Annotated in this window: 18 protein-coding genes; 4 read left to right on the top strand and 14 right to left on the bottom strand. The window is 64.7% G+C overall.

The window, feature by feature from the left end; all coding sequences use genetic code 11:
* Positions 1-77: 77 nt before the first annotated feature.
* From ACQR0Z_RS08730 to ACQR0Z_RS08710, 5 genes are read right to left on the bottom strand one after another with little or no spacing between them, the layout of a single operon-like run.
* Entirely contained in the window at positions 78-944 is an 867-nt protein-coding gene (locus ACQR0Z_RS08730) for an SIR2 family NAD-dependent protein deacylase (RefSeq protein ID WP_434918351.1), read from the bottom strand.
* Positions 944-1,165 carry a putative nitrogen fixation protein NifT gene (gene nifT, locus ACQR0Z_RS08725; RefSeq protein ID WP_012029022.1) on the bottom strand — a complete coding sequence of 74 codons (222 nt, stop codon included), beginning with the start codon at positions 1,163-1,165 and terminating at the stop codon, positions 944-946. Before nifT ends, ACQR0Z_RS08730 begins: the two co-directional genes overlap by 1 nt.
* The gene (gene nifS / locus ACQR0Z_RS08720; protein ID WP_434918350.1) at positions 1,165-2,376 is read right to left on the bottom strand and encodes a cysteine desulfurase NifS; all 1,212 of its coding nucleotides are present in this window, start codon (positions 2,374-2,376) and stop codon (positions 1,165-1,167) included. The genes nifT and nifS overlap by 1 nt, the downstream gene beginning before the upstream one ends.
* A 9-nt stretch (positions 2,377-2,385) precedes the next feature.
* A complete protein-coding gene (locus ACQR0Z_RS08715; RefSeq protein ID WP_009032140.1) occupies positions 2,386-2,676 on the bottom strand; it encodes a NifU family protein in 291 nt (96 codons plus the stop codon).
* A 55-nt stretch (positions 2,677-2,731) separates the two neighbouring features.
* Positions 2,732-3,052 carry a HesB/IscA family protein gene (locus ACQR0Z_RS08710; protein ID WP_008960276.1) on the bottom strand — a complete coding sequence of 107 codons (321 nt, stop codon included), beginning with the start codon at positions 3,050-3,052 and terminating at the stop codon, positions 2,732-2,734.
* 325 nt (positions 3,053-3,377) lie between these two features.
* On the opposite strand from ACQR0Z_RS08710, the gene ACQR0Z_RS08705 reads away from it, so the two are divergent.
* Positions 3,378-3,986, top strand: coding sequence for a hypothetical protein (locus tag ACQR0Z_RS08705; protein WP_434918349.1), 609 nt, complete (start codon positions 3,378-3,380; stop codon positions 3,984-3,986).
* Positions 3,987-4,051: 65 nt separating this feature from the next.
* On the opposite strand, the gene ACQR0Z_RS08700 is transcribed toward ACQR0Z_RS08705, so the two are convergent.
* Positions 4,052-4,474 (bottom strand): Rieske (2Fe-2S) protein, encoded by a 423-nt coding sequence (locus ACQR0Z_RS08700; protein WP_035654868.1) that lies wholly within the window; start codon positions 4,472-4,474, stop codon positions 4,052-4,054.
* 198 nt (positions 4,475-4,672) lie between these two features.
* Between ACQR0Z_RS08700 and ACQR0Z_RS08695 the strand changes: the two genes are divergently transcribed.
* From ACQR0Z_RS08695 to ACQR0Z_RS08685, 3 genes are read left to right on the top strand one after another with little or no spacing between them, the layout of a single operon-like run.
* On the top strand, positions 4,673-5,131 hold the full coding sequence (locus ACQR0Z_RS08695; RefSeq protein ID WP_434918348.1) for a hypothetical protein: 459 nt from the start codon (positions 4,673-4,675) through the stop codon (positions 5,129-5,131).
* Positions 5,132-5,180: 49 nt separating this feature from the next.
* Entirely contained in the window at positions 5,181-6,032 is an 852-nt protein-coding gene (locus ACQR0Z_RS08690) for a sulfurtransferase (RefSeq protein ID WP_434918347.1), read from the top strand.
* Positions 6,033-6,063: 31 nt separating this feature from the next.
* The gene (locus ACQR0Z_RS08685) at positions 6,064-6,381 is read left to right on the top strand and encodes a hypothetical protein (RefSeq protein ID WP_008965769.1); all 318 of its coding nucleotides are present in this window, start codon (positions 6,064-6,066) and stop codon (positions 6,379-6,381) included.
* 319 nt (positions 6,382-6,700) lie between these two features.
* On the opposite strand, the gene hspQ is transcribed toward ACQR0Z_RS08685, so the two are convergent.
* From hspQ to nifK, 8 genes are all read right to left on the bottom strand, one after another.
* Complete coding sequence (hspQ, locus tag ACQR0Z_RS08680; RefSeq protein ID WP_172115369.1) at positions 6,701-7,027, bottom strand: heat shock protein HspQ; 327 nt, start codon at positions 7,025-7,027, stop codon at positions 6,701-6,703.
* Between the two features lie 19 nt (positions 7,028-7,046).
* Complete coding sequence (gene fdxB, locus ACQR0Z_RS08675; RefSeq protein WP_434859261.1) at positions 7,047-7,331, bottom strand: ferredoxin III, nif-specific; 285 nt, start codon at positions 7,329-7,331, stop codon at positions 7,047-7,049.
* Positions 7,332-7,354: 23 nt separating this feature from the next.
* Positions 7,355-7,555, bottom strand: coding sequence for a CCE_0567 family metalloprotein (locus ACQR0Z_RS08670; RefSeq protein ID WP_009032148.1), 201 nt, complete (start codon positions 7,553-7,555; stop codon positions 7,355-7,357).
* Between the two features lie 17 nt (positions 7,556-7,572).
* Entirely contained in the window at positions 7,573-8,043 is a 471-nt protein-coding gene (locus ACQR0Z_RS08665) for a NifX-associated nitrogen fixation protein (RefSeq protein ID WP_006609661.1), read from the bottom strand.
* A gap of 10 nt (positions 8,044-8,053) precedes the next feature.
* Positions 8,054-8,449 carry a nitrogen fixation protein NifX gene (gene nifX / locus ACQR0Z_RS08660; RefSeq protein WP_172134705.1) on the bottom strand — a complete coding sequence of 132 codons (396 nt, stop codon included), beginning with the start codon at positions 8,447-8,449 and terminating at the stop codon, positions 8,054-8,056.
* Positions 8,450-8,474: 25 nt separating this feature from the next.
* Positions 8,475-9,872 (bottom strand): nitrogenase iron-molybdenum cofactor biosynthesis protein NifN, encoded by a 1,398-nt coding sequence (gene nifN / locus ACQR0Z_RS08655; RefSeq protein WP_434918346.1) that lies wholly within the window; start codon positions 9,870-9,872, stop codon positions 8,475-8,477.
* Positions 9,873-9,882: 10 nt separating this feature from the next.
* Entirely contained in the window at positions 9,883-11,559 is a 1,677-nt protein-coding gene (gene nifE / locus ACQR0Z_RS08650; RefSeq protein ID WP_434859259.1) for a nitrogenase iron-molybdenum cofactor biosynthesis protein NifE, read from the bottom strand.
* Positions 11,560-11,689: 130 nt separating this feature from the next.
* Positions 11,690-13,249 carry a nitrogenase molybdenum-iron protein subunit beta gene (gene nifK / locus ACQR0Z_RS08645; protein ID WP_012029031.1) on the bottom strand — a complete coding sequence of 520 codons (1,560 nt, stop codon included), beginning with the start codon at positions 13,247-13,249 and terminating at the stop codon, positions 11,690-11,692.
* Positions 13,250-13,262 lie beyond the last annotated feature (13 nt).

Here is a 13,262-nt window from a genome sequence, read left to right as displayed (position 1 = left end):
GACTCGAACGACGCGCGGACGCACAGCAAAACAGCGCGGCCTTGGGCCGCGCTGTTCGTGATTGCAACGGATCGCGTTCAGCCGCCGATGATGATCTCGGTGGCGCGGGCGAGCGGGATCGCGATCGGCGTCAGCCGCTCGGCGATGAAGAATTTCAGCTCGTTCTTCGACAGCGTATCCGGCTCGACCAGGACGTAGTGCTCGCTGCCCGAGCGCTTGATGACCTGGCGGCCATAGGTACGCAGCAGCTGGTCGTTGAAGCGGCAGCCGATGAACAGGAAGCCGCGGTCGGTGCGGCGATCCTTGACGGTGTCGGGAATCGGCGTCTGGATGTCGATGTCGGTCAGGACCTCGACATAGTCGGCGTCGGTGATGAGGAAATTCTTCGCCGGCGTGATGCCGCCATGCGGCTTGTACAGCAGCGTGGTCCAGCCGTTGGCCTTCTCGCGATCGCTCTCGCCGCCATCCGCGCCATAGAAGCGATACCAGCGGTCTTCGCCGATATGGGCGCGGGTGATGCCCTGGACCTCGCCCCAATCGCTGCGGCCGGCCAACGCGGTGCGCATTGCGCCGTCATACCAGCTGTCGACGATCATCGGCAGCGGCAGCGACGCGAGATGCTGCTGCAGCGGCGTCGGCGCAACCGGCGCGGCGAAAGCTTCCGACATCAGCGCCGTCACCGTCGAGCGATGGCGCGTGCTCTCGATGTGCTGTGCCGAGGCCCAGGCATTGCCCTTCGCGCGACGCGGCAGCGCCACCTTGGTGCCGAAGAACGCGGCCAGCGCCTCCGGATTCATCGGCACGGGGGCGCCGGACTGCTCCGACACCGCGGGACCGAGAAACGGAACGATTTTGCCAGCCTTGAGCTTGGCGACGACGTCCTTCAGCAGCGCCTCGGCGTCGGCCTGCTTGATGATGTCGATATGAGGAAGCGGCGCGTTCATCACTCGTCCCCTTCTCCACCGCGCTTGCGCGCATTGATCGTGATCGGCAGCCGCGTGTCGGCGGCCATCTGCGGCAGCTCGAGCACCCAGCCATTGGCGATGCGGATCCAGCCGCCCCACAGGGTCTCGTGCTCGGTCTCGACGATCGGCTCCTCCAAATCCTTCTTGGGGACGTAGATGGAGAGGCCGGTTTCCGGCGAGCGGCGGATCATGACTTTCATTACGTAAGCTCCGTGGATCGAACGGCGTCCGCCGCGTGCGAGGGGTAATGCTGCAGCCAGGCCGGCGAGGTCTCGCGGAGACGGCCGACGATGTCGGGCAGCACGGCAAGCACACGCGTGATGTCGTCGTCCGTGGTGTCACGCGACAGCGAGAAGCGGACCGCGCCGCGCAGCAGCTCCGGCGGTACGTTCATCGCCCTGAGCACATGCGACGGCTCCATAGAGCCGGAAGCGCAGGCAGATCCCAGCGAGGCGGCGATGCCGGCCTGGTTCAACCGCATCACGATCGGCTCGCCTTCGAGATGCCGGAAGGCAATGTTGGCGGTGTTCGGCAGCCGCTGATCGGGATCGCCGAGCACGGCGCAATGGCCGACGCCCTGGATGATGCCCTGCTCCAGCCGGTCGCGCAGCGCGCGGACACGCCCCTGCTCGTCGGCGAGATGCTTTGCGGCAAGTTCGGCCGCCTTGCCGAGGCCGATGATGGCGGGAACGTTCTCGGTGCCGCCACGCCGGCGGCGCTCCTGCGGGCCGCCGCGCACCAGCGGCGCGAACGGCGTGCCCTTCCTGACATACAGCGCACCGATGCCCTTCGGCCCGTGCAGCTTGTGTCCGGACAGCGACAGCATGTCGACGCCGGCGGATTTCAGGTCGATGGCGATCTTGCCGACCGCCTGCACGGCGTCGGTATGGAACAGCGCGCCAGCCTCATGTGCAAGCTTGGCAAGTTCCGGAATCGGATTCAGAGTACCGGTCTCGTTGTTCGCCCACATCACGGAGGCGATCGCGGTGCGCGGCCCCAGCGCGCGCTTGTAGGCGTCGACATCGAGCCGCCCGGCGGCATCGACACCGATCAGGTGCACCGTCATTCCACGCTTGTCGCGGAGATACTCGACCAGCGTCAGGATCGCGGGATGCTCGACCGCGGTGGTGACGATCTCGTCGCGGCCCTCTTGAGTCTCGAGCGCCGAGAGGATCGCGGTGTTGTCGGATTCCGTCCCGCCCGAGGTGTAGACGATCTCGTGGTCGAACGCGGTGCCGAGCAGCGCCTGCAGGCTCTTGCGCGCCTGGCGGACGACGCCCGCGACCTCGCTGCCGAAGGCATGCGAGGACGAGGCATTGCCGAACTGGTCCGTGAAGAACGGCAACATCGCCGCGACGACCTCAGGGTCGACGCGCGTCGTGGCGTTGTTGTCGAGATACACCGGACGCACGGCCGCTCCTTAATGCCGCGCCTTCGCAGCGCCGGCCACCGGAACGAGACGGACGAACTCGCCGAGCTTCTCGATCATGCGGGCCTGGATGCCTTCCAGGGTCGCGCTGGCGAGCTTGCAGAAAATGCAGGCGCCGGCGAGCTTGACCATGATCTTGTTGCCGTCGATCTCGACGAGCTCGCAATCGCCGCCGTCGCGCTTGAGGTTCGGACGAACCTCCTCGATCACGGCCCGGATGATCCGCTCGCGTTCGCTCATCTGAGCCGGCGCCTCGACGACGCCCTGGGTTTCGACCAGCATGATGTCACTTCTCTCGTGTTGATGGATCAAGCGAAGGATTTAAGCGAACGACGGCTCAGGCGAAGGACTTGCCGCAGCCGCAGCTCGACTTGGCGTTGGGGTTCTCGAAGGTGAAGCCGGAGCCCTCCAGCGCGACGACGAAATCGATCGTCGTGCCCTCGAGATATTCGAGGCTCTTGTGATCGACGAGCACGCGCACGCCCTCGCGCTCGATCACCGTGTCCTCGGGCTCGCTGCCGCTGACGAGGCCCATGTTGTATTTGAGCCCGGCGCAGCCGCCGGCTTCGACCATGATCCGCAGGCCGTCGACCGGCTTGTCGGAGGTCGTGATCGCGTTGCGGACCGCATTGATGGCGCTGTCGGTCAGGTTGATCATCATCGTCTGGCCTTTCCCATTCGGCTGTTGCGAACGGAATTGGCAAGTCTCGTGCCATGCATCAATCGCCTGAAAGAACACGGCTTTTCGCGATGTCGCTGTGGCGTTTCCGACGCGTGTCGGCTTTGCGACAGGCGCGCCTCGCGTCGTGTCGCGCCCGTGACGTCAGAATGTCGCGGCGCAAACGCGACAATCGGCCGGCCCGGCGGACGAAAATCTCAAGCAAATCAACGCGCAACAAACATCGGCAGACAACTTGCATCACCGCCCTTTTGACCGCGCCGTGCGGCGAACGGCTCATGAAGGACATGCGAGGGGATTGCTGATGACGACATTGGAGAAGACGGTTGCGATCGAGACCACCGCGCTCGCGCAGCTCGACAAGGAAGGACGGCTGCTCAACGCCGTGTTGAAGGCGCCGACCACGAAGCCCGGCCGGTTCGGCTTCCGCGGCGACATCGCGCTGAAATTCCAGACCCAGGTCGCCGACGAGAAGCGCCCGCCGGATTTCTCGATCGAGCAGGTGCTGACGATCGTCAATGACGGCGAGCCGACGATTCCTGTGCTGGTCGGCTACATCCACTCGCTCGCCTATCTCGAGACGGCGGTGGAGGTGCTCAAGGGCCTGCTGAAGCCTGACGGCAGCTACTTCATGTTCTGCAACAACATCGACCTGCTGGCGAAGTATCGCATCAAGATGGGCGACGTGACGTTCTACGTCCTGCCGTGCGATGAATCGACGGTCTGGAAGGAGATGATGGATCTGTTGTCGATCGACAAGAACGACATCAAGAAGCTCGATACCGCCGGCAAGCTGGACTACGTCCTCGACGCCGCCGTGAAGTTCAGCGAGAGCTATGAGCTCATTGCCTATGCCGACGCGCTGGCCAAGATGGAGCCGGTGAAAAACCGCAACGAGAACCGGCCGGTTTGACCGCCGTCTCCTCCTCACACGCCAAGTGAAGTCCCGGCCCTCGCGCCGGGACTTCATGTGAGATCTCAGCCTTCCTCACACTGCATACCGGCCTCTTCCTCGTCGTCCTCGTCATCCTCCACCAGGGTCACGCCGGTGACGCAGATGTCGCCGTCGATGACCGACAGCGCCACTGGCGTCAGGCTCTCGCCCTTGCACGGGCCGTCGACACACATCCCGGTGCCGATCTCGAACAGCGAGCCGTGCTTGCCGCAGAGGATGCGCAGGCCGTTGCCGTCCATGAACTGGTTGCGCTCCCAGTCCAGATTCACCTTGTCGTGCGGGCACATGTTCAGATAGCCGAACACCTGCTTGCCCCAGCGGATCACGAAGATCGGCCACGGGCGATGGCTGCCGTCCTCCGCGACGATCATGAGCTGGAAGCCCATGGCGCGGCGGCTCGGGATGTCGTTGAAGCTGCAGATGGCGTAGGCGACGTCGGTCGTCATGTCAGGCCTCATCGATGTCTGGCGCATGTCCGACATTGCCGCTTTCTGTGCGATGAGAGCGACGGTCGGCTCGCTGAGAAGCCACGTTGCAAGATTCGCGCAACTCCACCGCTGACCGTCCCTTCTCGCTGTTGCGAGAGACTGGCACAGAACTTGAAAATTTCTCCTGCAAAGGCCTCTCTTTGTAAGGAGATCGACATGAACGTGACATTGGACTTCGTCGAAAGCTCGCTCGACGACATCAAGGCCGCTTTGGACGGCGGCACGCTGACCGTCTACTCGGTGGCGCGTCCGACCACCGCCGACAAGGCGGTCGACCGCAGCGGCGTACTCGCGACCTTCACCTTCGGCTCGCCCGCTTTCGGACCCGCGGTCGACGGCCTGGAGCAGCCGAATTTCGTCGCCGCCGCCGTGCCCGCCGCCACCGTCGGCACGCCCGGCTTCGCCCGCGCCCGCAAGGCCGACGGCACCACGGTCGCCGATTTCTCGGCCGGCCCCGGCGAGCGCGAGATCAAGTTCACCGAAGTGTCCTGCTCGCCCGGCGCGCCGGTGACGGTCGCGACCTTCAAGATCATCGCCGATGGCGGCTGGCCGGAGCGCCCGGAATATTACGACAGCCATCCGCGCCCGGGCTACGCGATGCCGAAGACGCTCTGACGCGCGTCCGCGTCAGCCTTTCCGTTGGCCCCTCATCGAGAGCGCATGCATGAGCAGAGATCCATCAGACGCCCTGGTCAGCTCCGAATGGCTGGCGCAGCATCTCGCCGATCCCGGCATCAAGATCCTCGATTGCACCTGGCATCACCCGAGCACCAATCTCGACGGCCGTACGCAATATCGCGGCCGGCACCTGCCGGGCTCGGTACATTTCGACATCGACCAGGTCGCCGACAAGACCAACCCGCTGCCGCATATGCTGCCGACGGCGGAGGATTTCGCCCACAAGGTCGGGCTGCTCGGCATCAGCAATGCCGATCGCGTCATCGTCTATGACCGCCACTATGGCGGTTCGGCCGCAGGCCGCGTGTGGTGGATGTTCCGCGTCTTCGGCCACGATAACGTTGCCCTGCTCGACGGCGGCTTCGGCAAATGGACCAAGGAGAAGCAGCCGGCGGAGATGACGCCGGTGCGCCCGGCGCCGGCGAGCTTCACGGCGAGCTTCCGGCCCGAGCTGGTTGCGACCTCGGCGCAGGTGCAGGCCGCGCTGCAGAGTGGCGCGCAGCTCGTGGACGCCCGCGGCCCCGGCAAGTTCGACGGCACGCAGCCGGACGTCTTCACCTTCAAGCGCCAGGGCCACATCCCCGGCGCCATCAACCTGCCCTGGGCCGATCTGGTCGATCCCGACACTGGCGTTCTGCTGCCGCCGGAGGCACTCGCCGCGCGCTTCGCGGCCGCCGGCATCGATCTGGCGAAGCCGATCGTCACCACCTGCGCCTCGGGCATCACATCATGCATGCTGGCGCTGGCGCTGTACCGCCTCGGCGTTCCCGCCGTCGCCGTCCATGACGGCGCCTGGGCGGAATGGAGCCAGCTCGACGACACGCCGGCGGCGGCGTGACCTTCAGGACATCAGTGACGGGAGCACAGGCATGGCAAAGACGTTGGTCAAGACCACGCAGGACGGCCGCAAGGTCGAGGTGATCGGCTTGGCGATCTGCCTCGACGGCGAGCTCGAGGCGTTCGAGCTGGTCGAGGTCAAGCTGCATCCGAACCGCCGCAAGATCTGGGAAGCGGCGCCGGATGCGACCCACATGGCCGGCCGGATCACGTTGACGAAGGAGGAAGCCGCGATCGTCGAGGGCGCCTTCGCCGGCGCCCAGAGCGAGATCCTCGCCAGCCCCGCCGCGATCAACGAACGCTTCCGCATCGCCGCGATGTGGAAGGCCCGGGAACAGGGGATCGAGTAGGTCCCCGCTTGGCGCCTGCGCCCGCCTCTCTCCGTCGTCATTCCGGGGCGCGCGCAGCGCGAGCCCGGAATCCATAGACACAGGCGGTGATGAGCCGCGGGATGGACGTGGCGCTCTTCTCGGAAAACAATACCCATTCGTGGTTATGGATTCCGGGCTCGCGCTGTGCGCGCCCCGGAATGACGATCGGACAGATGGTGCCTCATAAAGCATCGTCATCGCGAGCACAGCAACGCGATCCGGGGCCGCGCGGAGATTCTGGATTGCTTCGTCGCCTGCGGCTCCTCGCAATGACGGCTATGGCTGGATATCCAGTCGATTATTGGAAAATCCGCCCGCGGTAGTGATAGCTCCCGCCGTCATCGACATCGAACAGCTCGCCGATATCCGGATGCTTCACCGGCTCGCCGGAGACGTCAGCCACCAGGTTCTGCTCCGGTACATAGGCGATGTAGCTGCTATCGCCGCATTCGGCGAGCAGGTAATAGAACGGCTGCTCCTTGTCGAGCCGCTTGTCCATCGTGATGGCGCGCCAGCCTTCCTCCTCGGAGAAGGACAGGTCGACATCGAACACGACACCGCGCAGGTCGTAGACGCGGTGCCGGGTCACCTGGCCGATCGTGAATTTTGCTTCCATCCGCAGCATGCCCGCACGCTCGATAGGATCACGCCGGCGAATGGGTCTGGCAGTTGGTCGGGCAGACCCGGGCGCAGGCGCCGCAGCCGATGCAGGCGCCGGTGTCGTGCATGACCATGATCTTCTTCTCGACCTCGTCATCCTCGTCGTCGTCGAGCTCGACGAACTCGCCCTCGTCGTTGATGCCCTTCAGGGTCATCACCTCGCGGCCGCAGACCTTGTAGCAGCGGCCGCAGCCGATGCACTTGGCCGCGTCGATGGCGACCAGATAGTCCGGCCGCCAGTCGCGGCCGTCGCGGGTTGAATTGGACATAGTGACAGGTCCTTGTGCGGGCTTTACGCGGCCTCGAGCTTCTTCAGCTCGGCCCGCTTCTTCTCCAGCTCGGCGAATGCCTCGTGCGCCTTCTGCGCGGTCGGCAGGATCTGGTCCCAATTGACGGGCAGTTCCTCCGACAGATCGTGCAGGTTCATCTTGGCATCCATGGCGCGGGCCGACAGCTTCTTGATCTCGGCCTTCAATGTATCCAGGTCGCTCATCTCTCTCATCCTCGCCGTTAGTAATTCGCGACGTCCTTGAACTTCTCGATCATCTCGACGCCGGCCTTGACGAACTTGTCGCCCTCGTCGGCCAGCTTGCCGAGATTGTCGAAGCCGAAGCGGTGCACGTCGCGCAGCTGCTTGTTGACCACGATCAGCCGGCCGCCGATCAGCACCATGCGGCCAAAGCCCTCATGGCTCATCTTCAGCATCGGCGAGATCATCACGCCGGTGGCCTTCTCGATCGACAGCGCGATCGCGTTAAAGAACAGCTCGAGCCGCCAGATCGTCTCCGGATCGGGGTCGCCGATGATCGGCAGCGCACGGCGCTTCTCCTTGTCCAGGATGTAGGGCTCGAGCAGCTCGACGTCCTTCTTGCCCTCCCAGGCCCCATGGGTGTCCTGGGCGCGCCAGACCTTGATCAGCTCCTTGACGAAAGGCCGCTGCTCGGCGGGGACGACTTCTTCTACGACTGCGGTATCAGACATGTTCGTTTCCTCATTCCTCGAAATCGAGCGCGCGTTCCTGGCCTTTTGCCAAGGCTTTGCGCAGCCACGGCGGCGGCGTGCCCTTCAGCACCGCCTGCAGCTTGCCGAGGAGATCGGTGATGTCCTCGGGCTGGGTGACCTTCATGGGGTGGATGTTGTTGGCGACCACGCGCGCCGCGCCGGAGCCGCCGATCGCGGCGACATAGAGGATCGCGCAATCCTTGATCGCCTCGATCTTCGGCGCCAGCTTGTCCTCGTTGCCGTCTTCCTTGAGATCGCCGTCGAACTCGACGGTCTCGACGAAGCGGTAGCCTTCGGGATCGAGATCGTAGATCGCGATGTTCTTGGCCCAGCCGAAATGGGCGTCGACGCGTTTCAGATCCTGGGTAGCGAATGCGACTTTCATGTCGTCGGTCCTTTCTCCTGACGCGTCAATGCAGCGGTGCCACGACCGCCGGCTCCGGCGAGACCTGCTGGAAATCCTTCCAGGGATCGATCCAGGTGTCCGGCGTCGGCTGATGGTTGTCCTCGCGGTCGGCGATGATCAGGTTGGCGAGCGCAAACACCAGGTCGCGGGTGCCGCGATAGCCGACGGTCAGCAGATGCCCAGCGCCCAGCCGGTCGAACATCGGGAAGCCGACCCGGTAGAACGGGATCTTCAGCCGCGCCGCCGCCTGGCGGCCGTGCGAATGCGTTATCATCAGGCCGCAGTCGCGCGCCTTGGCGAGGTTCTCCAGATCCTCGAGGTCGCCGATCAGCACCTCCTCGCAGGGCATCCGCTCCAGCACCGGCGACTGCGTGGTGGTGACAGCGACCGAGATCTCGGCGCCCATGTCGTGCAGCATGCTGGCGACGTCGAACAGCAGGTCCGGCTCGGCGCCGATGGCGAGCTTGCGGCCGCCGATGTGAAAATGCGCGTCCAGCATCGCGTCCGCGAGCTGGCCGCGCTGGCGGCGATATTTCGCCGGCACCGGACGGCCCGAGATCTCGCTCAGGAAGGACATGAACTCGTCGTTCGGCAGCAGGCCGCAGAGCCGCTCGAACAGCCGGTACGGCACGCCGGTCTTCGCCTGCATCGCCTCCGCCGCGCGCTTCATCTGCGCGCCGATCGCGATCGTCCAGGACGCACTTCCCATGGTCGCGATCTCTTCGAGACCGATGCCGCCGATCGTGGTCGGCGTGAACTCGTCGGGGATGTGGCCGTCGAGCGAGCCGCCGATATCCGGCAGGAACGAGGGCTCCAGGCCGAAATCCTCGAAGATGGTGCGGAGCTCCTCGATATCGCCGGGTGTCAAATGGCAGCCGGGCAGCACGTTGACCCTGGCAGGATCGCGCCGGGTCGAGGTCGGCTTGTCGACGAGCACCTCGACCATCTTGGCAACCGTCTTGTCCCAGCCGTCCTGGAACGCATCCTTGAAGTCGGGCGTCGAGACGTAGACCAGCGGGTAGGTCGCGAGCTCCGGATGCTTCTCGCGGATCAGCTTGATGTAGCCGTCGACGTCGTCGCCCTTGGTCTCGGTGACGCCGGTCGAGCAGATGCCGATGATCTCCGGCTTCTGCTTCTTGTAGATGTTGAGAATCGCCTGCTCGACGTTCTCGTAGCCGCCGAGCACAGTGGCGACCTCGCTCATCGCCGTCGTCTGCATCGGCACCGCTTCCTTGAAGTGGCGCACGAACAAAGTGAGGCCGAACGAGGTGCAGCCCTGCGAGCCGTGCAGCAGCGGCATCGCGCCGCGCAGGCCGAGGAAGGCGAACGAGCCGCCGATCGGCTGGCTCATCTTGAGCGGATTGACCGCGCAGGCCTTCTTTCCAATGGTGACCTTGGCCATGAGCGCCGCCCTATTCCGCTGCCTGCAAGAGCGGCGCAGCCGGTGCCTTCTGCGCCGCAAGAATGTCCTCGACCCGGCCGGCGCAGGCGCCGCAGCCGCCCGAGGCGTTGGTGTGGGTCCGGACGCCGGCGACGTCGGTCAGGCCGTGCGCCTTGATCGCATCCTCAATGGTGCCGAGATCGACCGACTTGCAATGGCAGATCTTCTTGGCGCGGCGCGCGGCTTCCGCCGCCACGGGATCAGCCGCGAGCGCAGCAGCTTCCGCATCGGCCTGCGCAATCGCCTTGGCCTGCCAGTTGTTGCTGGCGCTCTCCCAGGGCGCCCGCTTGCGCAGCTGCTCCCACATCGGGTTGTAGATCGCCTTGTCGATCTCGGCGACCAGCTTCACCATGCCGATATAGCCCATGAAGGCGTGCGAGCGCTCCTGGTTGATGTCGAGCCAGGGCATCGCGGCCTTCAGCGCCACGAACTGCGACTTGCCGCCGGAGAGCATGATGTCGGCCTTGGCGTCCTTGAGCATCTTGTACATCTCGCGGGGCGCCATATCGTCGATCATGTGAGCGTCCTGGCCCATCAGTTCCTTGATGCGCTCCTTGTCCTCCTTGGTGGACTTCTTCACGGAGGTGCCGACCAGCTCCATGCCGGCCTCCTGCAGCGCCGCCACGACCGACCACGACTTCACGCCGCCGGTGATCAGCAGGACCTTCTTGCCGGTGAGCCGCTTCTTGAACGGCTCGATCGCGGCCCAGGCTTTGGCTTCTTCGCGGGCGATCACCGCCTCGGTGCGGTCCAGCAGATCCGCCGGCGCGCCGCGCTCGACCAGGAGACGCGCGATCTCGCGCAGCGAGTCCGAGGAGTCCTGGATGCCGTAGAACGAGCCCTCGAAGAACGGAATGCCGTAGCGCTCCTCCATCTTGCGGGCGACGTTGATCATCGCCTTGGAGCACACCATCATCGCCGCGCGGGCGCGGTGCGACGACGCGACCTCCTTGTAGCGGCCGTCACCGGAGATGCAGGCGGAGATGCGGATGCCGAGTTCGTCGAACAGCGGCTTCACCTGCCAGAGCTCGCCGGAGAGATTGTATTCGCCGATGATGTTGAGGTCGTAGGGCGTCGTGACCTCCGGCTCGACGGTGCCGATGACGTGGTCGAGCAGCGCCTCGCCGGCCAGCTTGTTGCCGAGATTCTTAGGGCCGACGAAGCCGGGCGAGTTGACCGGAATGCAGGGCTTGCCGAACTTGGCCGAAGCCGCCTTGCAGACCGCGTTGATGTCGTCGCCGGTCATGGCGGGCACGCAGGTCTGGTAGACGAAGACCGCCGGCGGATCGTATTTCTCAATGATTTCCTTGATCGCCTTGTACAGGCGCTTCTCGCCGCCGAACACGACGTCGGTCTCGTTGATGTCGGTGGTGAAACCGGTGCGCCAGATCTGCGAGCCAGACGAGGCCGCGCCGCGGTTGTCCCAGGAATTCCCTTCGCAGGCGATCGGTCCGTGCACGAGATGCGCGACGTCGGTCAGCGGCTGCAGGGCGACCTTGGCGCCGTCGAAGGCGCAGCCACCGGCCGCGCCACCCGGCTGCAGCTGCTTGGTGCAGCCCTTCTTGCGCTCGGCCTCGGACTTGTTGGCGTTCTTGCCGCAACCCGGCTCGTTGAAGACGTTCTGGATCGTGGCAGACAGCGAGCTCATCGGCTTCTCCTGTTGGCGGACGTTCGGCGCGTCTTGGTGGAATGAGGCGGCTCAGGCTTGGTGCCTTCCCACGAGCCGCATCGTCCAGAGCGAAGCGCGGCGGCCCCTGGGGACCGCCGCGCGCCGTGACTTAGCGGATGATGTCGAAGCTGTAGTCCGACTTGGCCGGCACGTTGGTGTTGCGATCGATCTCGTCGAAGATCTTGTCGAGGATCGTGACCAGCACGTTCAGGCCGCCCTGATAGCCCCACACCGGATAACGGTGCTTGTGGTGGCGATCGAAGATCGGGAAGCCGATGCGGATCAGCGGCGTGCCGGTGTCGCGCTCCAGATACTTGCCGTAGGTGTTGCCGATCAGGAAGTCGACCGGCTCCGTGAACAGCAGCGAGCGCATGTGCCAGAGATCCTTGCCGGGATACACGTGGCAGTTCTTGCCGAACGGCGAGGCATCGAACACCGCCTGCACGCGCTCCGCCCACTCCTTGTTGCCGTTGGTCGCGAGCACATGGGTCGGCTCGGCGCCGAGCTCCAGCAGGAACGACGCCAGGCCAAGGCAGAGGTCCGGATCGCCATAGATCGCGAACTTCTTGCCGTGGATGTGGGCGCTGGAGTCGGCGATCGCGTCGACCAGGCGGCCACGCTCGACGGCGAGCGATTCCGGGATCTCCTTGCCCGAGATGCGCGACAGCGCCATCACGAAGGCGTCGGTGCCGGAGACGCCGACCGGGTGATGGAACGAAACCGTTTCCTGGCCATGGTTGGCGATGAAGGGCAGCGTCTTCTCGGTGCAATAATGCTGCATCGAGATCGTCGCCTTGGCGTGGACGGCGTTGGCCGCGTCTTCCAGGGTCGTGCCGCCCTCATACATGCGGAACTCGCCATCGGTCGGCGTGTCGAACACGTTCGAGTTGTCGCCGAGGATGGTGTACTCGATCCCCATCTCCTCGAAGATGTGCTTGACCTCGCGGATGTTGCCGACGGTGTAGCCGTCGAAGCCGCCGATGAAGTTGATCTTCTCGTTCGGAACACGCTCCAGCTTCGGCGCGGTGCCGGCCTTGCCATCCCAGAAATGGTCGAGAATGCCCTTCATCGCGTTGTCGTAGCCGGTGACGTGGCTGCCGACGAAAGCCGGGGTGTGAGCGAAGGGAACGTCGTACTCGGCCGGAACCGAGCCCTTTTCCTTCGAGGTCTTGATGAAGGCGTTGAGGTCGTCACCGATGACTTCCGCCATGCAGGTGGTCGAGACCGCGATCATCTTCGGCTTGTACATGTTGTAGGCGTTGGCGAGGCCGTCGATCATGTTGTTGAGGCCGCCGAACACGGCTGCGTCTTCGGTCATCGACGACGACACGCAGGAGCTCGGCTCCTTGAAGTGGCGCGACAGATGGCTGCGATAATAGGCGACGCAGCCCTGCGAGCCGTGCACGAACGGCAAGGTCTTCTCGAAGCCGACGGCGACGAACACGGCGCCGAGCGGCTGGCAGGCCTTGGCCGGGTTGACGGTCAGCGCCTCGCGGGCAAAATTCTTCTCGCGATATTCGGGCGTCTTGGCCCATTCGCGGATGCGCTCGACTTCCGCGGGATCACGCGGATTTTCGAACATCTTCTTCTTGTTGGCCAGCATCTGCTGGTATTCGGGACCACGGAAAAGCTCGAAGTGATCGAGCACATGTTCGGCAGACTGTGTCATGGGAAAACCCTCT

Source organism: Bradyrhizobium sp. HKCCYLS3077 (assembly GCF_051167555.1).
GTDB lineage: Bacteria > Pseudomonadota > Alphaproteobacteria > Rhizobiales > Xanthobacteraceae > Bradyrhizobium.
The sequence above is the reverse complement of the archived record's forward strand: the minus strand, read 5'-3'. Positions and strand labels throughout refer to the sequence as shown.